The sequence below is a fragment of the Flavobacteriales bacterium genome (assembly GCA_016716605.1).
Lineage (GTDB): Bacteria > Bacteroidota > Bacteroidia > Flavobacteriales_F > PHOS-HE28 > PHOS-HE28.
In genome coordinates this window covers 3,463,002-3,487,844 of record JADJWA010000001.1, presented here as the reverse complement: position 1 = coordinate 3,487,844, position 24,843 = coordinate 3,463,002, and the positions used below count along the sequence as shown (strand labels likewise).

Below are 24,843 nucleotides of genomic sequence, written 5' to 3'. Positions count from 1 at the left end.
ATTCGTTCACAGTGGGCTCCTGAACCTGTTAAGATTCGGAGGATTCTGGCAATCGCCCCGCTTGTTCCAAGGCGTTCAGGATCACCCCACAGCCATGCCGGACCTCTTCCTCAGAGATGGTAAGCGGAGGCGCGATTCGGAAGGCCGTTGGGCAACTCAGGAACCAGAACCCGAGGACCCCTTTGCGCAGACAAGCCTTCACCACGCCTTGAACCAGGTCCGCATCACCCAGGTCAACCGCCAGCATCAGGCCCAAACCGCGCACTTCGTTGATCAACGGGTGCTTAAGGTGCTGCTTGAAAAGGTTGCCCTTGCGCCACGCGTTCGCGGCCAGATCCAGATGCTCCAGCACATTCAAGGCGGCTAGGCCTGACGCGCACGCTAAGGGATGCCCCCCGAAGGTGGTGATGTGGCCGAGCACCGGGTCGTGGGTGAGGAGGTCCATGCGCTCCTTCGAGCTGATGAATGCACCCATGGCAAGGCCGCCGCCAAGGGCCTTGCCCAGCACCAGGATGTCCGGCTCCACATCGAAATGCTCGAATGCGAATCTTCGGCCGGTTCGCCCGAACCCGGTCTGCACTTCATCGAAGATCAGGAGCGCACCGACCTCCGTGCAGCGCGCACGCAGGCTGCTCAGCCACACGCGGTCGGGCACGCGCACACCGGCATCGCCTTGGATGGGCTCAACCACCACAGCGGCGGTCCGCCCATCGATGCGGTGCAGTTCAGCCAGGTCGTTGAAGGCTATATGGTCCGTGTCAGGCAGCAAGGGACGGTTGCGGTACTTCTTCGCTTCGTTGTCGGTGAGGCTCAGCGAACCATGGGTGCTTCCATGATAGCTCTTGCGGCAGCCGATCAGGCGTGTGCGGGCCGTGGCGCGCTTGGCGAGCTTCAGGGCTCCTTCGATCGCCTCCGTTCCGCTGTTCACGAAGTACACGGCATCCAAGCCTGACGGCAGGAGCCCGGTCAATCGCTCAGCGAAGCGCACCTGTGGCTCCTGCACGAACTCGCCGTACGGGATCACATGCAGGTAGCGGTCCGCTTGGGTCTTGATGGCCGCCACCACTTCGGGATGGCGGTGCCCGACGTTGTTCACGGCCAGGCCAGCGACCAGATCGAGGTAACGGGTGCCGTCGCGCGCGGTGAGCCAGCATCCCTCGGCGTGGACGATATCGAGCGCCAACGGTGAATGGCTGGTCTGGGCCAGGTGCTTCAGGAAGCCGGGATGCAATGCGTCCATCTCGATCGGACGCGAAGGTGGGGAAACGTCCTATTGGCGACGCATGGGTCCTCTAGGGCCATCTCGCCGCTCCTCCATGCGCTCACGCATGCGCCTGAGCACCTCGCGCTGGAAATCGCGCTCTGCACGGATGAGTTCCACGGTCTTCACAGGGCCGATGGCCTTGGTGAAGCGCTCCGCGGAGGTTCTTTCCAGATCCACTTCGCGCTGCCGGATCTGCAACCCTTTGGTGAGCATCTGCTCCGCCTCCGGATCGGTGAGGGCCTCCGTTTGCTTCCGCGCTGGGCGCATGTTCTCCCGCAATTCGCGGCGCAGGGCATCGCGCGCTTCGTCGAACTCATTGTAGATGGGCCAGAAGCGCTGGGCTTCTTCGGTGGTGAGCCGCAATTTGGTGGTGAGGTAGGCGGTCTTCTGGGCCTTGATCTCACGCAGCCGATCCTCGGGGAGCGGCGGCATATCGTCGTCCGGCCCTTGGGCCATGATTCGGGGCGCGCTCAGGAGCAATGCGCCCAAAGCGAAGGTGAAGAGGCGCTTCATAGGGTTTCAATGATCAATTCGAGTTCAAGGTCCTCCTGCTCGAGGTAGCGGCTCAGTTCCTCGGCGGTGAGCGTTCCGGACCAGTCGGTCTCCCAATCCTCTAAGGCCGATGCAGCCAGCAGGTCATCCTCGTTCACTTCGAGGGCAAGCAGCTCATCGGCTGTGAGCTCAATGGAAGCCGCTTCATGTTCACCGGCCGAAAGGCCTCCCACCAAGGCGGTTCGCACTACGAGCACGGCCAGGGCCAGGCCGCACACGGCTGCGGTGATCCGCCAGGCCGGATGCGCCATCCGGAAGTGCATGAGGATCGCCTTCCAGCCGCTGTGCCTGCTGGTGATGGCCGCCTGCACCTGCATGGGGAAGCGGTCGAAGAAACCGTCAGGCACCACGAAAGGGTCGGTCGTCGGGATGCTTCGCAGGAGCGGGGCTTCGCTCAGCGGATCAGTGTCTTGGCGCTCAGTCATCGGGATTCGGTTGCTTCGACGATGTGGACATCGGTTTGGTTTGATCGCTCAAGAGCCATTGCTCGATCTTCTTCACGGCGATGTGGAAGCTGCTCTTCAGCGCGCCCACGCTGGTGCCGGTCACGCGGCTCATATCCTCGTACTTCATGGCCTCGAAGTACTTCATGGTGAACACTGCCCGCTGCTTTTCGGGCAAGCGCATCACGGCGAGCTGGAGCTTGCGTTGGATGGCATCGCCGTTGAAATGCTCGCTGCTGTCCAAGTTGGTGCTCAATCGCTCGATTACGGCATCGTTGCTCACGAAGATCCGGCGCTTCGCCTTCCTCAGGTGGTTCAGGCATTCGTTGTGGGCGATCCGGTAGAGCCAGCTGTAGAGCTGCGATTCGGCGCGGAAGCCATCGATGCCCTGCCAGGCCTTGATGAAGGTGCTCTGCAGCACGTCCTGCGCTTCATCGTGGTCCGTGACCATGCGGCGGATGAAGCCGTAGAGCCTGCGCTGGTACTGGCGCACGAGCAGGTTGAAGCCGTAGTGCCGGCTCTCTTCCGTGCGGAGGAGCGCGAGCAGCTCGCTGTCGCTCAGGTCATGGTTCATCGGGCCGGCCGGCGAGGGGTCTGAGTTCCGCCGCGTCCGAAGGTTTGATCACTTGCGCGCCATGGCCCGCTTGGCGGCCTCCACGATGTCGGCCGGCATCAGGCCGTACTTCTCCAGCAATTGGCCCGGTGTCCCGCTCTCCCCGAAGCTGTCGTTCACGGCCACGAATTCCTGCGGTGATGGACGGAACAAGGCAAGCACCTGCGCCACGGATTCGCCCAGCCCGCCGTGCCGGTTGTGCTCTTCGCAGCTCACCACGCAGCCCGTCCTGGCCACCGACGCGATGATGGCATCGGCATCGAGCGGCTTGATCGTGTGCATATTGATCACGTCAGCCTTCACCCCTTCTGCGGCGAGCTGCTCTGCGGCCTGCAAGGCGTGCCACACCATGTGCCCGCAGGCGATCAGGGTCACGTCGTCCCCTTCACTGAGCTTCTGCGCCCTGCCGATCTCGAAGGGCAGATCGGCCGGTATGAACACCGGCCATTTGGGCCTGCCGAAGCGCAGGTAGCAGGGGCCTTCGTGGGCCCCGATGGCGATGGTGGCCTGCTTGGTCTGGTTGTAGTCGGCCGGTACGATCACGGTCATGCCCGGCAGCATGCGCATCAGTCCGATGTCCTCCAGGATCTGGTGCGTGGCACCGTCCTCGCCCAATGTGAGCCCCGCATGGCTGGCGCAGATCTTCACGTTCTTGCCGGCGTAGGCGATGCTCTGCCTCACCTGATCGTACACGCGGCCGGTGCTGAAATTCGCGAAGGTGCCGGTGAAGGGGATCTTGCCGCCGATGGTGAGACCCGCTGCGATGCCCATCATGTTGGCTTCGGCGATGCCCACTTGGAAGAATCGGTCGGGGAATTCCTTCTGGAAGGCGTCCATCTTCAGGGACCCGGTAAGGTCCGCGCACAAGGCCACCACCTGCGGATTGCTGCGGCCCAGATCGAGCAGTCCTGCTCCGAATCCGCTACGGGTGTCTTTCTGGTCGAGCACGGGGTAGTTCATGGCGTGGGCCGATGCGTCGGCAGGGGTGTTGGCTAGAAATTGATGGTGGCGCTGCGTCCGCTCTCGATGGTGACGTCCTTGATCAAGGTGAGCTCCGTTCGGCGGGCGAATCCGCTGCGATAGGTGACTTGATAGCTGCCCGGCTGCAAGCGGAGCTGGTGGCGCGCATTCCCCGGTTCGAGGTCAGCCACCCAGGCAAGTTCATCCCCCTGCTTCAGGAATATGCTGCCGGGACCGGGCGCTTGGGCCTGGATGTTCAGCACGCCGGGCTTGGGCACCACGATGTCGGTGGGCTTGCCCTGCTCAATGGCCGCATCGTTGATCAGCGTGCGTGGAAGGGTCAGCACTTCCAGATCGTAGGCACCTGTGCGGAGACGCTGGCTCGTGCCCATCGGCAGCGCGATCAGGGTGCCGGTCTCGCCTTTGCGGCGCACGATGCAGCTCACCTGGCTGGCATCGGCCGGACCTGTGCCCATGCGCAGGTTCAAGGTTCCCATGCCGGCATCCACAGCGATCACGGTATGGGTTCCGGGCCGCACGGTCACGTTCTCGCGCACCGAGGCTGGCACGGTGTGCGCCACCAATCGATAGGTGAAGATCGGGTCGATGCTGAGCGTGTCCGGCAGGCCTTTCTCCGTGAGCGTATGCTCGATGTGGTAGCGCACCTGCCCGGTCTTCTGATCGTAGAGCGTAACGGCCACATCGGTCTCGGTGGGCTTGCCGTCCGCGGTCATCAGGCTGATCTGCGCGGTGGTGCTGTTCAATGCTTGCGTGACCACCACATCGAGCACATGGGCGAAGAGCTCCGGTGTGCTCGCGTCGTAGTAATTGCCCACGCATTGCAGCGCGAATTTGTCCATCTCCGTAAGGCCCACGCCGATCACGAAGGGCTTCAACACGATGCCCTTCGCCTGCAGCGCACGGCTCACCGCGCAAGGGTCCTCGTCGCAGGCCTCGATGCCATCGGTGATCAGGATGATCACGTTGCGCACCGGCCGGGCCCCCTTGCTCTTGTCGGCTTCCGGGAAATCCTGAGCGGCCTTCTCCAGTGATCGCGCGATGGGCGTGGTGCCGAGGCAGCGCGTGGCCAGCAGCTTCTTGCGGATATCCGGGATGCTGTTGTCGGTGAAGGGCACTTCGAGCCTCGTGTCGTCGCAATCCTGCTTGCCCGGAGCGATGGGTGTCTGGTGCCCGTAGAGGCGAAGCGCAAGTTCGAGGTCAGGCTGGCCCTCGAGGCGCTTCAGGCTCGAGAGCAGCAGTTCGCGCGCCGTGTTAATCTTGGGCTGGTTGCCCCAGAACGCATTCATGCTGTTGCTGGCATCGAATACGAAGAGCATCCTCGTGAGCGGGGGCTGGGGCGCTGCCTGTTGCGCGATCAAGCGCGCGGGATGGGCGAAGAGCAGGCCGGCGATGGCCAAGGCGGCAAAAAGGAGGATGCCGTGGGAGCTGTGGGTCGCGCGCATGGTGGGCGCTCCGGCCAAGCCCATGCCATCCCGGCGCATTCGCGTGGGGTGCTGCATTCCGCGGGGAGCTGGCATGGCTCAATAATCACCCAAGGTCTCTTCGAGCTGGGCCAGTGCGCTGGCGAGCTGCGCATCATTCGGGGCGATGCCATGCCAGGCGTGGCTGTGCATCATGAAATCGACGCCCTGGCCCATCTCGGTGCGCATCAGCACCATCACCGGCTTGCCATGTCCGGTGCGCTGCTTGGCCTCGGCCATGTCCGCAAGCAGCCGGGCCATGTCGTTGCCCTCGGTCTCGATCACCTCCCAACCGAAGGCCTGCCACTTCGCGCGAAGGTCACCCAAGGGCATCACCTCGTCCACGTCACCATCGATCTGGCGTCCGTTCCAATCAACCGTAGCGATCAGGTTATCGACCTTTTTCCCAGCCGCGTACATGGCGGCTTCCCAGATCTGGCCCTCCTGCAATTCGCCATCGCCGTGCAGGGTGTACACGAGCGCATCGTCGTGGTTGAGCTTCTTCGCCAGGGCCGCGCCGATGCCCACGCTGAGGCCCTGACCCAGCGACCCGCTGGCCATGCGCACGCCGGGCAGGCCTTCGTGCGTGGTGGGGTGCCCCTGCAAGCGGCCGTTGATCCTTCGGAAGGTGGCCAGCTCGCTCACGGGGAAATATCCGCTCCGCGCCAGCACGCTGTACCAGACCGGGCTGATATGCCCATTGCTCAGGAAGAACAGGTCCTGGCCGTGGCCGTCCATGCTCCATGCGGCGGGGTCGTGGCGCAGGATGCTGAAGTAGAGTGCCGTGAAGAAGTCGGCGCAGCCCAATGAGCCTCCAGGGTGTCCGCTCTGGCAGGCATGCACCTGCCGGACGATATCGCGGCGCACCTGTGATGCGATGCGCTGGAGCTCGGCGACGGAAACGCTGGCGGATTCGGCCACAGCAGGAATGGGGTGCATCGTGGAGGCGCCTCAAAAGTAGCTGGGTGCCTCGGCGGGCTTGGTCGTGTGAAGAACTTTTGAAAAGAGGCGGAGTGCCATAGGTGCGCTTTCGAGCCGCCGCAGGCAACGCGGACCATGGGATGAGTGGTCATGGCCTTGTCCGGTGCTAGTGGTTTTGGACCGGTTCGTCAGGAAGCGGGGGCCTACGGGTTCCCGCTTCTGCTTTTGGTCACTGGCCAGGCGCACCGGCCACGGTGGGCCGATGCGCCCTGAGGGCCCGGAACGCAACAGCCCCCGCGCTGTTGGGCGCGGGGGCTGCGATCAGTTGCGTTGGCCGAGCTTACTTCTGGATCACCAGTCGCTCGTTGTAGCTATCGGCGCCTGCGGTGATGCTCACCATGTACAAGCCATTGGCGAGGCTGCCGTTGAGGTCGAGCACGGTGTTCACGAAGCCGTCCTGCACCGCGATGGTGCGGGCCATGGCGCGCTTGCCATAGGCATCGAAGATGTCAACGCTCACGGTCTCCACGCCTTCCTCCACGCTGCTCACGCTCAGGATGAGCTGATCGCCGCGGTTCGGGTTCGGGTACATGCCCACGGTGCGCTCGGATTGGCTGGCTTCACCTGCACCGCCGTCCTCCTGCGCCATGCCGAAGCTGCAGTTCGTGGTCAGCAGGCACATGTCGCCCCAGAGCGGATCGGTCACGCTGTTCGGATCCGGGGTCACCACGCACCAGGTGCTGCCGTTGTTGAAGCTGACGCGCACATCCACCTCGTAGGTCTTGTTGCAGGTGAGCCCAAGGGTGTTCACCCAGTACTGGCCGGTGGCGCTGGTCTTGATGATCACCACGTTCTCGGCCGGCAGGCGGAAGCGGAACTGGTAGCGGTTCGCGTTCACCCAGTTGCAGTTGGCATTCCGGCGACGCACGTTGCGGGCATGCACGAGCTGGGTGGAGCCGATACCGCGGCTCTCTCCGCAGCTCAGGTATTGGTTGCCGGGCAGGTCCATGAGCTTGGTGCGCGGGCACGCGGCCAGTGCATCATCCACGATCAGGCGGCAGGCAGAGCCCCAGTTGTTGTACACGCCGTTGATGCGGCCGCGCACCTTCACGTTGTACAGCACGTTCTGCTGCAATTGGTTGCCGGCCCAGCCGTTGAGCAGGAAGTGAGCGGCGCGGGTGGCGCTGGCGGGCAGGCCGTTGCTGGTGTTGTGGCTCTGGAAGCGCTTGAAGCTGTAGCCGCCGTTGGGGGCGTACCACCAGGCCTGATAGCCGCTGTTGGCATTGTTCACGCCGTATTGGGCGCTCACGGCCGCATTGTCATTGGCCACCATGTACTCGCCGCCGCAGGGGCTCACCCTCCAGTCGAGCTTGTCGCAGCTGGTGTAGATCAGGCGGTCATCGCCCAAGGGCAGGCAGAATCCTTCGTTGCCCGCGATCTGGCTCACGCTGCCGCTGGTGAAGCCGCCGTTGCCGTACTGGTCGCGGCTGTTGTCGATGATGCGGCGCAAGGCACCATCTCCTTCGCGCAGCACGTAACCGCCGCCCAGGATGCCATCACCACCGGCGTCCATCACCACCAGGTAGTAGCAACCGTCAGGCAGGCAGTTGAGGTTCGATACCACCGCGTTGCTCGGCAACGAATTGGGGCCCACGTAGTACATGAGGGTGTTGGTGCCCTCCTGCCGGAACTCGTAGGAGATATCGTCGCCGTTCGCATCGGTCTGCACCTCCAGGGTCACCTCGTTGGTACCGTAGTACACGGTGATGTCCTCGGTATCGGTGCAACCCAAAGAGCTAACCTCGATGTTATAGGTCGTGGTGGCATTGATGTCGATGGCCGTCACGCTGGGCGTATTGTCAATACCGCCCAGGAAGGAGCCGCCGGTCCACGCGTACACCAGCTGGTCCACGCCGCCCGTGATGTTGATCACGTAGTCCTCCGTCTCACCGAAGGATCCAAGCGCACAGGGGTCCACCTGGGCGTAGGTGGTGCCATAGACGCAACGCACACGCATGCGGGTCGGGCCATTGAATGCCGTGAGCGGGATGGTCACGTTCCCGGTGGTGGTTTGCGCAGGGGGGGCAGGCTGTACCACAAGGCGCTCCAGCACGCGCTCCGTATTCTCAAAAACACCGTTGCGGTTGTAATCGATCCACACCGAGAGGTTCTCATCGTCACCGTCTGTGGTCACGCTGATGGGATAAATGGAGCCAGCGACCACGTTGCCCTGCGGCGTGCTCAGGTCGATGTACCCAGGGGCGTTATCGCAGAGTGAGGTCCGGTTGATGCCAGCGAAGTTCACGTTCGCCACATAGTCAGGGAAGGTGCAGCCCGTGACGCCGTATGTTGGGGTGCAATACGTCCCGCTCGGCATTGTCGCGGTCACGCTCAGCACACTGTTGTCACCTGGGCAGACCGTGATGGGCTGCGCTCCGAAGCTGGTGATGGTCGGTGCTGGATTGGCCGTGAGGGTGTAGCCCGCAGGCGCTGATGGGCAGCCATTGAAGGTGGCCACTACGCTGTACACACCGTCGTTGGCGCTGGTGATATCGTTCAGCGTCACGCTCTGCGTGGTCTGCCCGCCAATGGGTGCAGGTCCGCTCCAGAGCCAGCTGGTCGGTGTGCCCGAGACCGTGTTCGCCGTGAGCACGATGTCGTAACCAGCGCAGGTAGGCTGATCAGGAGTCACGTTCACAACCGGGGTCTCAATCGAACTCACCGCTGCAGTGGCCAGGAAGCTCGCGCCGCAATCATCGGACACCAGGCAGGTCCAATCGCCCACGATGTTGGCCGCCTGCGTCTGCGCGGTGCCCATCGGGTTGTTGACTGGATCGTACCACTGGTAGGTGAAGGGTGCTACGCCATCGTCGGCATTGGCCGTGAGCAGCACGCTGCTGCCTGTGCAGTAAGAAGCCGCGCCCGGTGTGATGCTCGCTGAGGTCAGCGGGTCGCCCACGGTCACGAGCACATCGGTGCTGCCCGGGCAGGGGAAGGCATCGCCTGTGGCGGTCACCGTGAAGTTGGTCGTCGCCGCCACACCGCTGGCCATTGGGTTGCTGATGAAGGCATTGTCCAGGTCATCAGCAGGCGTCCAGCTGTAGCTCGCACCGGTGATCTCTGGTGAGCGCCAGCGGAACACGGTCCCCACCACCGGTACCGTCACCGATGAATTGAAGGTGCAACGCTGCGCGTTGGTCGCACCAGCGGTGGTGGTGTTCCAGTTCGTCGTTGTCGTACGGTTATTGAACTGCGTGTTTACGGTTCCGCCCAAGCCTACGTCGGCCGTGTTCGAAGTGGCGTTCCATGTCATCGGGCCGAAGTGCACCTCGACGAAATTGGTGCTTTCGTGCAAGCGGATCTGGAAATTGATGTTGTCACCGGTTCCACCGGTTCCGAACTTCTTATAGCCGAGGAACTGGATCACGCACACCTGATTGGGCGAGGTGCCAATGGTCTCCACACGGAGCGACGCGCCGGCTTGCGCCTGAATGTCTCGGCCGAAGCCCGCCACACGGTTGCGCAAGTGGGTAGGCGTGGTGACAGCGGTGCTCGCGAGCGGCGTGTATGCACTCGTCGAGTTCATGGCCACCGACGGTGTCAAGGTCGATTGGCCGAAGCTGATCCAGCCGTTGTTATTCACTCCAATGCGGTCGTACACCGTGCCGTTGAAGGTGAAGCTGAATCCGATCGGCGTTCCGGGACCGGTGACGGCGCTTGTCAGCGGAGTCGCAGGGTTGGTGAAGTACTGGTCATCCGAAGTGGTATTGCCGAACAATACGCCACCGCTGACCGGCGTCCAGCTTCCGATGAACTGCTCGAAGGCATAAGCCGGTACCGCGGGCGGCGTAGCGCTCACGGCGGTGGCTTGCAGCTGCGTGCTGCCACCGGGGCAGATCACGGCGGGATCGGCGGAGGCGATCACCAGCGGAGGCGCCGGGATGGCCAGGATGTTCGTGACGCCCAGGTTGCGGATGCACGCATCGTCATCCTCGTTCACCAGCCACACCTGCACGGCATCGCCCGGCGCGAAGGGCCCGAGCACTTCCACGTGCGGCGCGTTCAGGCCCGAGATGTCGATCGGGGTGCCGCCGTTCACCGCGTAGCGGATCCCCGCGGTGGCGCCGGTGCCGTCGAAGTCGAGGCTCACCGTGATCTCGCTCGTGCAGACATCATAGGTGGCCGTGCCATCGGGGTTCACGCAGGGCGGGGTGCAGATCACCTCGAACTGCCAGGTCGTCTGCTGGTTGTCCTGGCAACTGTTGCTGCCATCGGAGTCGATCACCAGCATGATCGTGTCGGTGCTTGATTCGATGGTGAGCTGCGGGGTTCCCAGGTCCGCGAAGGAGCCGGAGACCAGGCCCGGGCTGAAGTTCTCATCGGTTCCCGCGTAGGTGCGGATGATGTCGTTCGGGTCCATCGTGCCCGCGATGAAGGTCATCGTCAGGGTCTGGAATTGATCATCGGCGATGAAGATGAACACGCGCGGATCGTTGTTGCCGTAGCAATGGTTGATCGATACCGTGTTGCCGCAGACCACCTCGATCGGGCAGTTGCCGAAGAAGGTGCCCAGATCGAGTTCCGCGATCGTTCCATTGGTCACCGTGATGGAGACCGCATCGCCCGCTTGCAGGAAGCTTCCAGATGTGGGGATGATGTTGGTTCCGAGCGAGGCCGGGACGACCACAGGCGGCCCTGCGTTCACGGAGTACACGATGTCGGCGCTGGAGCCGCTGCCGAAGCTCGAGAGGTTCACATCGATGGTGAAGGTTCCCGCGCCGCAATCGTCGATGATGCTCACCGAGGCTTCAGCCGGTTCGGGAGGTGGTTGCACCGTGAAGCAGTAATCCTCGGTCTCACCCCAGGTGTAGGCCGTGTGCGCGTAGTTCGTAGCGTTCGGGAAAGTTGCTTCCACCAGCACCACGCGCATCCGGGTAACGCCGAGCGTGGCCGTAAGGGGAACCGTGAAACTGCCGGTCTGCACGTTCACGCCACTGGCGGCAATGGGTTGCGAGAAGACCTCTTCGTCAAGATCGAGCCAGTCGCCATCCTGGTTCCAATCCACATAGATCTTCACGCCATTGCCCCACGTTCCACCGCACAAGGTTCCCTGGCCGACGGTGAAGGGCACCGAGGTGCCTTGGCCTGCGACAGGACCTGCCACAGCGCCCGTGAAATTGCTGTATAGGCTGGCAGAAGAGCCAAGGCCTGGAGCAAGCGCATTGCATAGTGTGGGGTTCGACATGGTACCCACCGTGCAAACGGTGATGTCCTCATCAGCCGTGTTGCCGGCAATGCCCACCAGGTTATAGGTGCCGCAGACGCACAGGTCGCTGACCAGGTTCACCAGCACCGAATTGCTTGGCGTAGGGCCGCCGCCCGGGTTGTTGCACGTGATCACGCACCGGTAGTACTGGCTGGCGGTGGTGAGAGTGGCTACTTGCGTCGTTCCGGTGCCCAAAGCCTGCAGGTTGGTCGTGAACCCGGCGTCGTCGGCGCTCTCCCATTGGTAGGTGAAGCCGGTGCCGCTGATGGGGTCTTGCAAGCTCAAAGTGAAATTCGTTCCGGCGCATGCACTGCTCAAGGTACTGAGCGCGGTATTCACAGCCGGCGGCGCATCGCACGGCACTGGAACGGTCACCGTGAAGCAATAGTCCTCGGTCTCACCCCAAGTGTAGCCCGTGTGGGCGTAGTTCGTTGCGTTCGGGAAGCCGGTTTCCACCAGCACCACGCGCATCCGGGTAACGCCCGGAGTAGCGGTCAAGGGCACGGTGAAGGTGCCGTTCTGCACGTTAATGCCGGATGCGGCTGCGGGTTGGGAGAAGACTTCTTCATCCAAATCCAGCCAATCGCCGTCCTGGTTCCAGTCCACGTAGATCTTCACGCCATTGCCCCATGTGCCTCCGCACAGGGTGCCTTGTCCCACACTGAATGGCACCGTGGAACCTTGGTCCGCAACAGGGCCAGCAACGATGCCTGTGAAATTGCTGTACAGACTAGCAATGGAGCCCGCTCCCGGAGCCAGTGCATTGCATACTGTGGGGTTCGACATGGTACCCACCGTGCAAACGGTGATGTCCTCATCGGCTGCGTTCCCGGCTATCACACCTGTGACGGGATAGGTACCGCATAAGCACACACCCGTAGCCATATCCACGAAGAGCTCCGTGGCAATGGTCTCATCGAGGGTCGTGCTGCAGGTTATGGTGCAGCGGTAATACTTCGCCGAGGACTGGTTGGTCACTTGGGTGTTGCCCGTGCCCAAGCTGGCCAGGTTCACGGTGAAGGCGGCGTTATCGGCGCTCTCCCATTGGTATTCAATGCCGGCCTCTGCGTATGCATTCGCCAAGCTAAGCGTGAAGTTCACCCCGTCACATGCCGCGCCCGGTCCGGTAACGGTGTTGGCAGCAGGCGGTCCGGCGCAGATGGGATAGGTGCTGTACCAAGCGAAGTACTCATCGCCGCTGGCGATCGGGCCAGGAGCCGTGGTGGCGGTGGTGCGGTTGCCGGATGCGGCCAATGGGCCTGCGCCGGTGGCCACGCTACGCGGCGTCCAAGGGCCGGTGAGCGCATTGCTCTGTGCAATGAAGAGGTTCGGCTGGTCGGCGAAGGGCCCCAGGTTATCCACGGCGTTGTAGGCCATGCGCAAGCTGGGGTTGTTCCCGAAGAGGCCGCCGTTGGTCTCCACGCGCATGGCGCGCGTGCCAATGGCATTGGTGCCGCTCGGTGCGCCCACGTGCGTGGCCTTCACCGAGGTCACGGTGGAGCCGTCCGTCGCTTGCGTACCAGGAGCAACCGTGCCCATGTTCAGCAGGTTGTTCAGGAAGCCGATTCCGTCGTAGCTGTTGAAGGGGAAGTTGCGCGTAAGGGCGGTGGTGGATCCGAAGAAGCGGTGGGTGATGGAGCCGTCCTCCACATAAGCGGCAGCGCTACCGGCGGTGCCTGCGTAGGTCGGGTGATCGAAGGCCAGCGTGTTGCCGTTGAGGTCGATCGGTCCCGTGAAGGTGGGCATCGGAGCAGAAGCGTACAGGGTCAGGTTGTCCGTCAGGCTCAGGCCCAATCCAGCTGAGTTGGTCAGGCTATGCGCGTTGATGCGCCGGTTGGTGGGGATGAAACTGCTTTCGGTATGGGCCACGTTCGTGGGCGCCGGGGCGAACCAGTTATGGATCAGGTTGTAGAGGCTGGCACGTGAAACGAGCGTAGCGTTGGTGGTGGCGCCGCCGGCTCCCGTGGCCGGGTTCAGGCTCACGGTGGGAGCAGCCAAGTAACCGAAGCCAGGGTTGGTGGTGGTCACGCTCACCAGCATGCCCGTGGTGGCATCGATGTTCGCGCTGAAGGTGGGAAGCGCTGAGGCTGGGAATTCAGCCGTAGCACCCGTGCCACCGCCACCCGTGATGGTGATGGTGGGCGGGGAGAGGTAGCCGGTGCCGCCACCGGTGATGCTCACCGAGGTGACTTGGCCGCGGGTCACCACAGCAGTTCCAGTGGCTTGGGTGATGGCACCACCACCGCTGAAGGTCACCGTGGGGTTAGACGTATAGCCGCTGCCACCAGCGGTTACCAGGTTCAAGAACAAGGTCGGTAGCGCGACACCGATGTTGGGCGCCGAGGTGTAGCCCACGCCACCGTTGGTGACCGTGACGCGAACGCCTTGGTCTGAGGGAATGTTGATGCCGCCGGACACGGTGCCCATACCGCTCTTCTGGCCTTGGCAAATGGTGCCGAACATGTAGCTGCTCCTCAAGTGGGCTACAGCCGTGGCGCCTGAGCCGGTGCCGCCTGCGATCGTCACCGCAGGGGCCACCCGATACCCGTTGCCGGGATCCGTGATGGTGATGGAGCGGAGGGTGCCGGTCACATCATCGATGTTGGGCGTGGCAGTAGCCGTGGTGCCGCCGGCCGGGGCGGCCGTGAAGGTGATCGTAGGGGGGGTGGCGCTGTTGTACCCGGTGCCCATGGCGTTCACCACCACGGTTGATACGCTGCGGTTGATCAAGGCGCCGTTGCTACGGGCCGTGTTGTCGATGCTGATCTTGCCATTGGTGGTGAGCGTGCCGGCCGTGTGGCCGAGGTTGTTCGTCACCAGGTCCTGGGTGGTGGTGATCTCGCTATTTCCCGTAGTGGCGAAGAGCAGATTCGGGATCATGCCGCGGCCATCGAGGTCGCTCATGAATGTACCAGTGCCGGTGAAGGTCTGCGGGCCACCGGAGCCGTTGAACCAGAGCACGGTTCCACCGGCTGCCAGATGGCAGAAGCCGTTGTTCGTGAATGTGCCGAGGATGTTGATCGTGGCGCCGCCCGTGGTAAGCGCTGCGGTTCCGCCGCCGGTGTTCGCGATGAACTCGCCACCTGGATCAACCGTGAGGTTGGTCGCAGTGAACGTATTCACCGTGGCAGAAGGAACCGTGGTCGTGAGCCATTGCAGCTTGCCGGCCACCGTCACGTTGCCATACACGAGGCTCTGGTTCACCACCATGGTGGAACCAGCGGGAATCAGCACATCGTTGCCGCCAGCAGGCACCACACCGCCCACCCAGCTGTCTGGGCTGTTCCAAAGGCCTCCTGGAATAGCAGCGGTAAAGGCACCGGGCACGTCTGAGGTCATCAGCACATTGTCAATGGCATGCGGGACGGCCGTGCCGCAGCAGAAATCGGTCTTCCAGGAAATGAACACCCTGAATGTGGTTCCGGCAAGCGCGGCTGGGAAAGTCGCATTCAGTGTATTCACCGTCCCAGGCAAGGATCCACCGACCGTGTTCGCCACGAAGGTGGCACCGGTGATTCCTGGCGGTATCGTGTTGTTCCCGTTCACACCATAACCATTATCGTTCGGGGTCAGGCTGGTTGGTCCATAGAAGACCTGCACCATGTCATATCCCGATTCACCACCACCATGCCAGTTGAAGGACATGGAGATGATCGACTCGCCAGCGGGAACAGTCACATCACGGTATATGAAGGCTGCCGCTTCCGCCGTGAGATCATAGGTGTAGTTCGTCACTACCCCATCGTTGTTGGCCCAAGCGCAATTGTTGACGAATGGGGGCGCCGTGAGCGGATAAGCGATCGTTGGTTGGGTGCCAACGATCCACTGGTTGTTGGCCGCATTGAAAGTCGACCAGTTGTTCGCGGCCATTGAAGGCCCTAAATCGAAATCACCGCCGTTGAACGGTCCGATGAGGGTGGTCTGCGCGAAAGCAGGGCTAAGGAGCGCCACGAAGGCCAGCAGCGAGGCGATCCTCGTCCACCATGCCTTGCGTGTTGAGGTAATGTTCGGAGTCTTCATTGGTTTTGGTTTTGTCGTCCAGGGCTTGGTAAGGGGTCAGCGGGGTTATTCGGGAGTGGGTTCGGCCAGCGGCTCAGGTTCGGTGAACACTTGCAGCGATACAGGGCCCTTGTGCTCCTTGGGCTCCTTGGGTTCTTCTTTGCGGGCCGGGGCATCGGGCGATGAAGGGGCCTTGCTCAGGTCCTGCTTCACCTCGCGGTTCAGCGCAGGCGCGCCACCCTCTTGGTCGAGGGCCGGTTGGTCAGAATCCGCTTTCGCGGGCGAATCTTCTTCGGTGCGGCTTTGGGCCATGGAGGCACCCGCCATGAATAGCAGGGCTGCTGCGAGTGCAGTGGGTCGAAGGGTGCCGGGGTGCGCGAGGCGAAGGAGTACGGCTTTGATCATTCGGGTCTTGGTTTGGGCTGAATGCGCGGTTACACGTTGGGACTGCCGCTCGAGAAGATTCCGGTAACGTCCATCAAGGGGACGTGGCATGAGTGCCGATGCACCTGCGCTGCGTTCAGTTCGCGATTGGCCATTCGGGGTGGTCAATATTAGAAGTTGCTTACGCCAGTACCAACAAGAATATTTTTTTCAACCGGAGGCAACTCATGGGCAATGGCTGATTTCCCCTGCCAACAGCGGCGGCGGGACCGGATCGCTCCAGTCCCGCCGCGCCATTGGTTCATCTGTTCCGCCCTAGGGCTGCACCACCACGCGTTCGGTGAAGGTGATTCCCTGAACGTTCAACGTGGCCATGTAAAGCCCTGCGGAAAGCCGGCCGTCGAGGGAGACGGTGCTGTTCAGCATGCCCTCTTGCACCGGGATCGTGCGGCTCAGCACCAGCTTGCCGAACGCATCGTGCATCTCGAAGCGGACCTGTTCCGCATCCGCAGGCAGTCCACTGAAGCTCACCACGAGCTGATCGCCGGTGTTCGGGTTCGGGTAAAGGCTCATGCGCTGCTCCGTGGCCGCCGCGCCGCTGCCTTCCTGGGCCATGCCGAATGCGCAAGGCACGGTGAAGAGCTCGCACACATCGCCCCAGGCCGGATCGGTCACGCTGCTCGGGTCAGGCGTGTTCACGCACCAGGTGGATCCGTTGTCGAAGCTCGCACGAACGTCCACTTCGTAGGTCTTGCCGCAGACCAGGCCTGCGGTGTTCACGAAGTATTGTCCGGATGGGCTGGTCTTCAGGATCACCACGTTCTCCGCCGGGATCCGGAAACGGAACTGGTAGCGGTTGGCATTCTGCCAGGCGCAATTGTTCTTCATGCGGCGCACGTTTCGGGCATGCACGCGATAGCTGGTGCCGATGCTCCTGGTCTGGCCGCAGCTCAGGAACTGGTTGCCGGGCAGGTCCATGAGCTTGGTGCGCGGGCACTGGGCCAGCGCATCGTCGATGATCAGGCGGCAGGCATAGCCCCAGTTGCTGTACACCCCGTTGATGCGGCCGCGCACCTTCACGTTGTAGAGCACGTTCTGCTGCAGCTGATTGCCCGTCCAGGCATTCAGTTGGAAGTGGCAGGCGCGCACCGCGTTGTTGGGCAGGCCGTTGCTGGTGTTGTGGCTCTGGAAGCGCTTGAAGCTGAAGCCGCCATTGGGCTGGTACCACCACATCTGGTAGCCGCTGGTCGCTGCATTCGGTCCGCCGTACTCGGCGCTTACGGCTGCATTCTCATTGGCCACCACGAATTCCCCGCCGCAAGGGTTCACCTTCCAATCGAGCTTATCGCAGCTGGTGACCACCAGGCGATCGGTGCCCAAGGGCAGGCAGAATCCTTCGCCGCCCGCCACCTGGCTCACGCTGCCGCTGGTGAAGCCGCCGTTGCCGTACTGATCGTAGAGATTGTCGAGCAGTCGTGCGCCGTTGAGCACGCGCAGCAGGTAGCCGCCACCGGTGATGCCGTCGCCGCCATCATCCTCCACGCGCAGGTAGTAGCAGCCATCGGGCAGGCAGGTGCCCACCGAGAGGTCGCTGGGGCCGGGCAGGAACTCCACGCCGCTCTGCACCAGGATGTCGGTGCCTTCCTGATGGAGGAACCAGCTCACGGTGCTCACGCCATCGAGCTGCAGCTCCAGGGAGAGGTCGGTGGTGCAGACCTGCCCCGCGCAAACGCAGTTGGCATCGTACGCATCGAGAACCGTGTTGGCATTGCCATCGTCGCATGCGGTGCCCGGGTTGGCGCCCCCGCCGAACACGCCGTTGCAATCGGGCTCTTCCACGCAGATCGTGAAGTCGCCGTTAACGCCCGCCCAGCCATAGACGCGCACCAGGTAGGTCTCCCCGATGTTGAGGCTGCCCACGGTGAGCACCTCGGTCTGGCCGTTCACGGTGGCATCCACGCAGGCTACGGTAGTGCCGTTGCACGCACCGCTGCGCAGGTCAACGATGGCATCGAATGCCACCAGCCCAGCTACCGTTACGCGGTGGGTGATGCGGGTGGCCACGAAGCTGTACCAAACGTCATTGGCGGCCGAGCTGGTGAAGGTTGAGCAGGTGCTGGGCGCTGCGCTCTGGCTGGCGCCGATGGTGGAGCCCGGAGTGGGCACACAGGTGGCGCCGGGGGTGAGCCCGATGGCATTGGCGCAGTCGTCGTTCGCCGGAGCGGGGATCGGGCAAAGCACCTCGAAGGCCACGGTGCGGCCTGTGGTGTTCTCCGGATCCCAGAGGATGTAGTAGGTGTTGCCGGCCACGAAATTCAGCGGCACGCCGCCCAAGCCCACATCGGCGGCCACGTTGCCGATCCCGGCCAAATCGCTCAGGTAGTTCCAGCCGGTATTGTCGCAAGTGCCCACCTGCTTCCAGTAGAAGTCGATGAAGTTGCCGCCGGTGTACTGGATCACATTGATGATGTGGACCCCGGTAACGGTGGCGCTGAAGGTGAAGATGCGCTCGACGCCGGGCGTCTGGTAGGGCCCGCCGAGGGTGTTGTTGCTCCAAGCCCCGGTCCCTGATGGCGCGGCAACCGGTCCCGTGCTCACGCCGCAGGCCGCGATGTTGGCGATGCTGGCGCAAGGATCAGGCGGCGGCACGCCGGCGCTGACGCAGATGGTGAAGTTGCCGCCCTGCGGCGCAACCGACGCCATGCGCAGCCAGTAATCGGTGTTGGGGGTCACCACGAACGAATTGCTCAGGGCCGACCCGCCCAAGGCGCAGTGCACCGATGTGCCCGCGCATCCGCCCTCGAACACTTCGACCAGCAGGCTCGCGAACGTGAATGCGGTGAAGGAGTAGGCGATCGCGCTATTCGCGCCGGAATTGAAGCGGTACCACTTGTCCTCGAACGGACCGACGCTGGCGCTGCAGGAGAACAAGCCGCCATCCTGTGTTGCGCCGGTATTGCTTCCCGGCGTTCCACCAGCCGGGCAGCCACCCAAGCCGTTCACGCTCAACAGGATCGCGCCCACGCATGCCTCACCTGGGATGCAGGTGTTGTCGTCGCTGTAGTTGCCCAGGTTGCGGTCGCAGTTGCTGTCGGTCTCATGCAACAGGCGGATGTTGATCACATCGTCGATGGCGAAGGGCCCCAGGTTCTCGACGTTGGTATCGACCAATCCGGGGATGTCGATGGGGGTGCCGCCATTGACCGTGTAGCGCAAGGTGGTGGTGGCGCCACTGCCTGTGGTCAGGATCTCCACGTCGATCGTGAAGTCATACGTGCCGCAGTTGGTGGTCACGGCCACGGCACCATCGGGATCGAGGCATGCGGGCGTGCAATCCACCTCGAACTCCCAAGTGGACTGCTGCGCATCCGTGCAGCTATTGCTGGCATCGCTGTCGATCACGAGCATGATCGTGTCCGTGGTGGATGCGATGATGAGCTGCGGCACCCCCAAGTCGCTGAAGGAGCCAGAGGTGAGCAGCGGGCTGTTGTTCTCGTCGGTTCCGGCATAGACCCGGATGATGTCGTTCGGGTCCATGGTGCCGGCGATGAAGCTCATCGTCAAGGTCTGCTGGTCATCGCTCGCGATGAAGATGAACACGCGCGGATCGGTATTGGTGTAGCAATGGGTCATGGTGACCACGGAGCCGCAGGTCACGGTCACCGGGCAATTGCTGAAGTGCGTTCCGAGATCAAGCTCGCACACGCTGCCGTTCGATACCGTAACGGACACCTCGGTGCCTGCTGGGAAATCGGGCAGGGTATTCAAACCCAAAGCAGCGGGCTGGCTGCCCGGGCCTCCGGGCGTGGCCACCCAGTTGATGGTGAGCGAGCCCTGCGGATTGCTCGTGATGTCCACCTGGATGGTGAACTCATCATTGGCACAATCGTCCGCAACGGAAGCCGTGGCAGTGGGAGCGCCGCAAACGTTCACGGTGTAATCATGGGTCTGCCCGAATGGCGCCGTGCCGCAGGGTGAATTCCAGCCGAAGCCCGGGGTCATGTTCACGCGGCGCACGCGCATGCGCTTATCGCCCGGCGAAGTGCCGTTGGGGATGGTGATGAAATCGTTCAGCGGGTCCGGGAAGAGCGCGGGCGAAGTGTAGACGAGTTCTCCAGGATCGCTGAAATCGATGTCGTCGTTCAGATCCACCCAGATGAACAAGGAATCCAGCGGATAGTCGGTGGATCGGTCGAGCGTGAACGCGGTGGCTGCACCGGGTTCAACGAATGCCGTCTGTGCGGTGAAGTTCAAATAGCCCGACGTTGCCGCGTTGACGTTATTGATGCCCGCGTAGGTGAACTGGGTGATGACGGGGTCGTTATTGAAGGGCGCATCGGTCGCACAGTAGTCCTGGAGATGCGAGAACGGTCCGACCCAGGGGCTGAGGTTGCCGCCGCCGCAATCGGCGCGCACATACACTTGGTAGCTCTGTCCGAAGGTGAGGCCGGTAGCAACAATAGTGAGTGCTCCTGTGCTGCCAGCGAAGGTCTCCCCGCCGCTGCCGGGCGCACCGCCCTGGCGCAGCTCCACATCATAAGTGACCGCGCTGGGCGCTGCCAGCCAGGAGATGTTCGCGGTGGTGGTGGTGGCCACGGCTGCAGCCAGGCCCGATGGGAGCCCGCAGGTTGGCGGAGGCAGCACGTTGAGGCCATAATCCTCCACTTCGCCATAAGAGGCGTTTCCGCAGGGGTCGAGCAATGGGCCGAAGGCCGTGTCATGCAAGCGGATCCGCATGGTCGTGCGTCCGAGCGTTGCACCCGAGGGCACAAGGATCGTGGCCGTGAATGGACCGGTGCCTGTCGGCGAGGTGTACATCAGCTCCGAAGGGTCATTGTTGAAGACGCCGTTCTGGTCCCAATCGCACCAGATCAGGACCTGATCGCTGGCAACGGCGTTGCTGATGTTCACGGTGACGTCGAACGAGTTGTTCTCGAGCACGTCGCCTACCAATCCGCGGAAGTTCTGGTACGTTCCGATGTGGTCAGCAGAATTGTTGTTCACCGTGTTGCCGGTTCCATAGGCCACGTTGTCGATCTTCTCGAAGAAGAAGTGATCGCCCGCATTGACCCCGGCTGCGCAGAGCGCGCACAGGTGGCCGGGTGCCGTTGATACGAACAGCGGATTACTGGCGACTGCAGGCGGGCTCGATGGGCAGCTCACCAAGCAGCGGTAGTATTTGTCGGTGGTCTGAGAGGCCCATTGACTCGGATGGGTGCCGAGGCTCACGACGTTCAAGGTGAAGGCCGCATCGTCGGCGCTCTCCCACTGATAGGTCACATCCGGTCCGGGCGTGGCATTCTCCAGGCTCATGCTGAAGAAGGTGCTCGGGCAGCCGCTGCCCTGCACGAAGAGCGTGTTGCCAGGAGTAGGCGCCCCGCTGCAATTGGGCTCGCCTATGAGTTGGATCGCCGCACGGAAGGTGGATTGCGTGAGCGTGGAAACGCCTACGACCGGGGCTGCGGCGTTATTGTAGCGCCGGCAACTATTCACGCCGGTGGTGACGGCCGCATAGAATGAAGTGCCCGTGTGAGCGACTGCGTCGGCGCGTACCACGAGCAGCTGCAGGTTGCCGGAGGCCTGTGAATAGGCGAAGGGCGTCTGGAGGTCCGCACCGCTCCATCCGCTCTTGCTCCAGACGATCGGGCCGGAGTACACCAAGGTGTATCCACCTGTGCCGGCGTAGAGTGCTGTCGGCAGTGTGGTGAGGGCCGTATGGCGCAGGTAAAGGCTCACGTTGCCATAGGCATCGGCATTGCTGCCGGCCATGATCGCATTCTTGAAATTGATGCGTGTAATGGTGAGGTCCTGGGCGATCTCCGTGGAGAAATAGAGGTATTCGCCGGCATGGTGCGCTAAGGTGCCCATGGGGCCGAGGCCCGAGATGCTGCCGCCATCGATGGTGGCGGTCTGCGCTTTCGATTGGCTGATGCTGAATGCCAGCAACAAGGCCATTGCGGCCGGCAGCCATCGATTGGCTCGTGTTGCCGCGCTCATGAAGGGTTGCATGAAGCTCATGGTTCAGGTCGGTGTTTGGTTCGGTTCAGGGTTCCTTGTTGCCGGTTGCGTCCTCCGGGTCCACTTGATGATGGCTCGCGCCTTTCACCGGGATGATCATCGGTTCACCTTGCACGGCCATGCCCGGTGTGCCTGGTTCTCCGTTCTCCTTCGCATTTCCTGGCACGGGCACTGGCGTGGCGATCTTCTGCTCGCTGACTGCCTGCTTCACCTGTACAGGCTGCGCCTTGGCTTTCGGTGCCGGGGCTACCGTGATCTCCTGCTCGATGGATATGCTCTGTGCCTGCGCGCTCCAATGCACGCTGAGCAGGATGGCCAACGCGCTCATGCGCAGGGCGCCTCTTAGGACGGTGTTCGCTTTCATATGACTGGTTGGTTAGGGTTTCGAAGGGGGGTATGCACGATGCCGAATGGACCGGGGCACGCGCCAATGCGCATGACACCGATACGGATCAGCAAGGATTCAGCGTGTGGGAGGGAGGGTGCCGGGTGGCAAGGGTTCTGATTCGGTTAGGTAAGGGGATGCCGAAAGTATCGGGTCGAATGGTGTGATGCAAGGGTTGTGGAAATCTCGTGGCTGAAACCTGGCAGGGCGATTCGGGCAAGCGGGCATGCGGGTACTTTGGCGGCATGACTGGTCATGACAGAAAGACCCCATCGATCCTGCAATCGGTGCTTCCGCTGCTATTGCTGGTCGGTTTGCTCGCGCTTAATGTGGCGGTATTCGGAGATAGCGGCCTTGACGGTCCCAATCAGCTTGCGTTGCTCTTCACGGCTGCCGTGGCCATCGGCATCGGCCTATTCAATGGGCGGTCGTTCGCCGATCTGCTCGATCACATCGTGCGCGGGATCACCACCGCGCTTGGCGCAGTGCTCATCCTGCTGCTGATCGGTGCGCTGGCTGCTACCTGGCTCATCAGCGGCATCGTGCCGGCCATGATCGATCACGGCCTGGCGCTGCTCTCGCCGAAGATCTTCCTGGTAGCGGCATGCCTGGTTTGCTGCGTAGTGTCCTTGGCGACCGGTTCATCGTGGAGCACGGCCGCCACGGTGGGCATCGCGCTCATGGGCATCGGCAAGGCATTGGGATTCCATGAGGGTATGGTGGCTGGTGCGGTGATCAGCGGCGCCTATTTCGGCGACAAGCTCAGCCCGCTCAGCGATACGACCAACCTGGCGCCTGCCGTGGCGGGCACCGATCTGTTCACGCACATCCGGTACATGCTCAATACCACCCTGCCCAGCATCGGCATCGCCCTGCTCGCTTTCACCGGCATCGGCTTGTTCGGTGCGCCCGAAGGCGGCATCGAAGGCGTGGCGGAGCTGCAAGCGGCCATCCGCTCGCGATTCAGCATCGGCTGGTGGCTCTATCTGGTGCCGATCGCCGTGGTGGCCATGATCTGGCGCCGCATGCCGGCCTTGCCCGCGCTCTTCATCGGCATGCTCCTCGGGGCCATTGCTTCGCTGATCTTCCAATGGCCCTTGCTCACCGAACTCGCGGGCGGATCGTCCTGGAAGGCGATATACAAGGTGGTCATCAACGCCATGGGCTCCGGGACGGCCATCGAGACCGGCCACGCAACGGTCGATGAACTGCTCACCGCAAAGGGCATGTCCGGCATGCTGAAGACGATCTGGCTCATCCTCTGCGCCATGGCCTTCGGTGGTGCCATGGAAGGGGCCGGCCTGCTGCAACGGCTGGCCGCAGCGATCCTTTCGATAGCGCGGACGGATGGGTCGCTGATCGCTGCAACAGCAGGAAGCTGTGTGCTGGTGAATGCCACCGCTTCCGATCAGTATCTGAGCATCGTGGTGCCCGGCCGCATGTTCTCCTCCGTATATGCCGATCGCGGCCTTCAGGCCAAAGTGCTCAGCCGCACCCTGGAGGACAGCGGAACCGTGACCAGCGCGCTGGTCCCTTGGAACACCTGCGGGGCGTACATGAGCGGCGTGCTCGGCGTGGCCACCATGACCTACCTGCCCTTTGCATTCTTCAACCTGGCCAGCCCGTTGATGACCGTGCTGCAGGGCGCCCTGGGTTGGCGAATCGCGCGCCTCAAGGGATGAGCGGTTAACCTTCTTGCAGCCTTCGTCGTACGAAGCGCCCGATGAACGGACAGCGCGTGCTCATCCTCTGGGGGGGGCTTCTACACTTGATGGTTTGCGCGGCACAGCCGGATACCCTGATGCTGGCCGCGGATGAACACTACGTGATGGGCGATCCAGGGGATGATCCCGCACCCGACCTGAACGCGTACGAGCGCTTCAATCCGATCACCAATGGCGATAGCGTTCGCTACTGCAACGGGTTCCCGTGCATGGGGTCGGTGGAGGACAAGTACCCGAACGGCGATCTGAAGCACAAGGGCTACTACGATAACGGATTGCTGGTGCTCTACAAGAACTACCACCCCAACGGACAATTGGAGCGTGAGTTCAAGCGCACCGATGACGTTCGCGCCATTCAGCGCTCATGGCATCCGAATGGCCAGCCCCGCAGTGAGATCCGTTACGCAGAGGGCCAGGTGGTCTGCTACAAGGACCATTACATCAATGGCGCAGTGCGCTACGCTGAGGAGCGCCAGCGCAACGGCGGCTGCTTCTCGCGCATGGAACTATTCGATGCCGAGGGCCGTGCGGTCAGCTCGCTCGTGCTCACCGACAAGAGCAAGGGCCTCATCGATATCAGCGAATTCCATCCGGGCGGCGCGATCAAATGCAAAGGCCGCGCGCGTTGCGATAAGCGCTCGCTCGAGACGACGCGGATCGGCACCTGGACCTATTTCGATCCCACGGGCGCCAAGGTGCGCGAGGAGGACTACATCGACGGCAAGGTGCACACGGTGCGCTGAGCACGGGAAGCGATTTGGAATGAACGAGCCCCGCTGATCAGCGGGGCTCGTTGCATGGTTCTAATCCGACGGCTGTTTCGGCGCTGGTGC

The 24,843-nt window shown here is 62.7% G+C and carries 13 protein-coding genes; 2 read left to right on the top strand and 11 right to left on the bottom strand.

Features of this window, described 5'->3' with window-relative positions; all coding sequences use genetic code 11:
• Positions 1-28: 28 nt before the first annotated feature.
• The 11 genes from IPM12_14160 to IPM12_14110 all read right to left on the bottom strand — a co-directional run bounded on the left by IPM12_14160 (position 29) and on the right by IPM12_14110 (position 22,265).
• Positions 29-1,240 carry an aspartate aminotransferase family protein gene (locus IPM12_14160; protein ID MBK9148949.1) on the bottom strand — a complete coding sequence of 404 codons (1,212 nt, stop codon included), beginning with the start codon at positions 1,238-1,240 and terminating at the stop codon, positions 29-31.
• 30 nt (positions 1,241-1,270) lie between these two features.
• Positions 1,271-1,777, bottom strand: coding sequence for a hypothetical protein (locus tag IPM12_14155; protein ID MBK9148948.1), 507 nt, complete (start codon positions 1,775-1,777; stop codon positions 1,271-1,273).
• Complete coding sequence (locus IPM12_14150) at positions 1,774-2,241, bottom strand: hypothetical protein (protein ID MBK9148947.1); 468 nt, start codon at positions 2,239-2,241, stop codon at positions 1,774-1,776. The genes IPM12_14155 and IPM12_14150 overlap by 4 nt, the downstream gene beginning before the upstream one ends.
• Positions 2,234-2,821 carry a sigma-70 family RNA polymerase sigma factor gene (locus IPM12_14145; GenBank protein MBK9148946.1) on the bottom strand — a complete coding sequence of 196 codons (588 nt, stop codon included), beginning with the start codon at positions 2,819-2,821 and terminating at the stop codon, positions 2,234-2,236. The genes IPM12_14150 and IPM12_14145 overlap by 8 nt, the downstream gene beginning before the upstream one ends.
• Positions 2,822-2,881: 60 nt before the next feature.
• On the bottom strand, positions 2,882-3,832 hold the full coding sequence (locus IPM12_14140) for a transketolase family protein (GenBank protein MBK9148945.1): 951 nt from the start codon (positions 3,830-3,832) through the stop codon (positions 2,882-2,884).
• A 32-nt stretch (positions 3,833-3,864) separates the two neighbouring features.
• Positions 3,865-5,370, bottom strand: a complete 1,506-nt coding sequence (locus tag IPM12_14135; GenBank protein MBK9148944.1) for a VWA domain-containing protein — start codon at positions 5,368-5,370, stop codon at positions 3,865-3,867.
• Positions 5,371-5,373: 3 nt separating this feature from the next.
• Positions 5,374-6,252, bottom strand: a complete 879-nt coding sequence (locus tag IPM12_14130) for a transketolase (protein MBK9148943.1) — start codon at positions 6,250-6,252, stop codon at positions 5,374-5,376.
• Positions 6,253-6,574: 322 nt separating this feature from the next.
• Entirely contained in the window at positions 6,575-15,520 is an 8,946-nt protein-coding gene (locus IPM12_14125; protein MBK9148942.1) for a T9SS type A sorting domain-containing protein, read from the bottom strand.
• 45 nt (positions 15,521-15,565) lie between these two features.
• Positions 15,566-15,904, bottom strand: a complete 339-nt coding sequence (locus IPM12_14120) for a hypothetical protein (GenBank protein ID MBK9148941.1) — start codon at positions 15,902-15,904, stop codon at positions 15,566-15,568.
• 294 nt (positions 15,905-16,198) lie between these two features.
• On the bottom strand, positions 16,199-21,892 hold the full coding sequence (locus IPM12_14115) for a T9SS type A sorting domain-containing protein (GenBank protein MBK9148940.1): 5,694 nt from the start codon (positions 21,890-21,892) through the stop codon (positions 16,199-16,201).
• Positions 21,893-21,926: 34 nt separating this feature from the next.
• Positions 21,927-22,265 carry a hypothetical protein gene (locus IPM12_14110; GenBank protein ID MBK9148939.1) on the bottom strand — a complete coding sequence of 113 codons (339 nt, stop codon included), beginning with the start codon at positions 22,263-22,265 and terminating at the stop codon, positions 21,927-21,929.
• Positions 22,266-22,531: 266 nt separating this feature from the next.
• On the opposite strand from IPM12_14110, the gene nhaC reads away from it, so the two are divergent.
• Positions 22,532-23,968 (top strand): Na+/H+ antiporter NhaC, encoded by a 1,437-nt coding sequence (gene nhaC, locus IPM12_14105; GenBank protein MBK9148938.1) that lies wholly within the window; start codon positions 22,532-22,534, stop codon positions 23,966-23,968.
• A 41-nt stretch (positions 23,969-24,009) separates the two neighbouring features.
• Complete coding sequence (locus IPM12_14100) at positions 24,010-24,753, top strand: hypothetical protein (protein ID MBK9148937.1); 744 nt, start codon at positions 24,010-24,012, stop codon at positions 24,751-24,753.
• Positions 24,754-24,843: the final 90 nt, after the last annotated feature.

Coding starts and splice junctions, on each gene's coding strand:
- IPM12_14160 (MBK9148949.1), bottom strand. CDS start 1,240: ATGGACGCATTGCATCCCGGCTTCCTGAAGCACCTGGCCCAGACCAGC.
- IPM12_14155 (MBK9148948.1), bottom strand. CDS start 1,777: ATGAAGCGCCTCTTCACCTTCGCTTTGGGCGCATTGCTCCTGAGCGCG.
- IPM12_14150 (MBK9148947.1), bottom strand. CDS start 2,241: ATGACTGAGCGCCAAGACACTGATCCGCTGAGCGAAGCCCCGCTCCTG.
- IPM12_14140 (MBK9148945.1), bottom strand. CDS start 3,832: ATGAACTACCCCGTGCTCGACCAGAAAGACACCCGTAGCGGATTCGGA.
- IPM12_14135 (MBK9148944.1), bottom strand. CDS start 5,370: ATGCCAGCTCCCCGCGGAATGCAGCACCCCACGCGAATGCGCCGGGAT.
- IPM12_14130 (MBK9148943.1), bottom strand. CDS start 6,252: ATGCACCCCATTCCTGCTGTGGCCGAATCCGCCAGCGTTTCCGTCGCC.
- IPM12_14125 (MBK9148942.1), bottom strand. CDS start 15,520: ATGAAGACTCCGAACATTACCTCAACACGCAAGGCATGGTGGACGAGG.
- IPM12_14120 (MBK9148941.1), bottom strand. CDS start 15,904: ATGATCAAAGCCGTACTCCTTCGCCTCGCGCACCCCGGCACCCTTCGA.
- IPM12_14115 (MBK9148940.1), bottom strand. CDS start 21,892: ATGCAACCCTTCATGAGCGCGGCAACACGAGCCAATCGATGGCTGCCG.
- IPM12_14110 (MBK9148939.1), bottom strand. CDS start 22,265: ATGAAAGCGAACACCGTCCTAAGAGGCGCCCTGCGCATGAGCGCGTTG.
- nhaC (MBK9148938.1), top strand. CDS start 22,532: ATGACTGGTCATGACAGAAAGACCCCATCGATCCTGCAATCGGTGCTT.
- IPM12_14100 (MBK9148937.1), top strand. CDS start 24,010: ATGAACGGACAGCGCGTGCTCATCCTCTGGGGGGGGCTTCTACACTTG.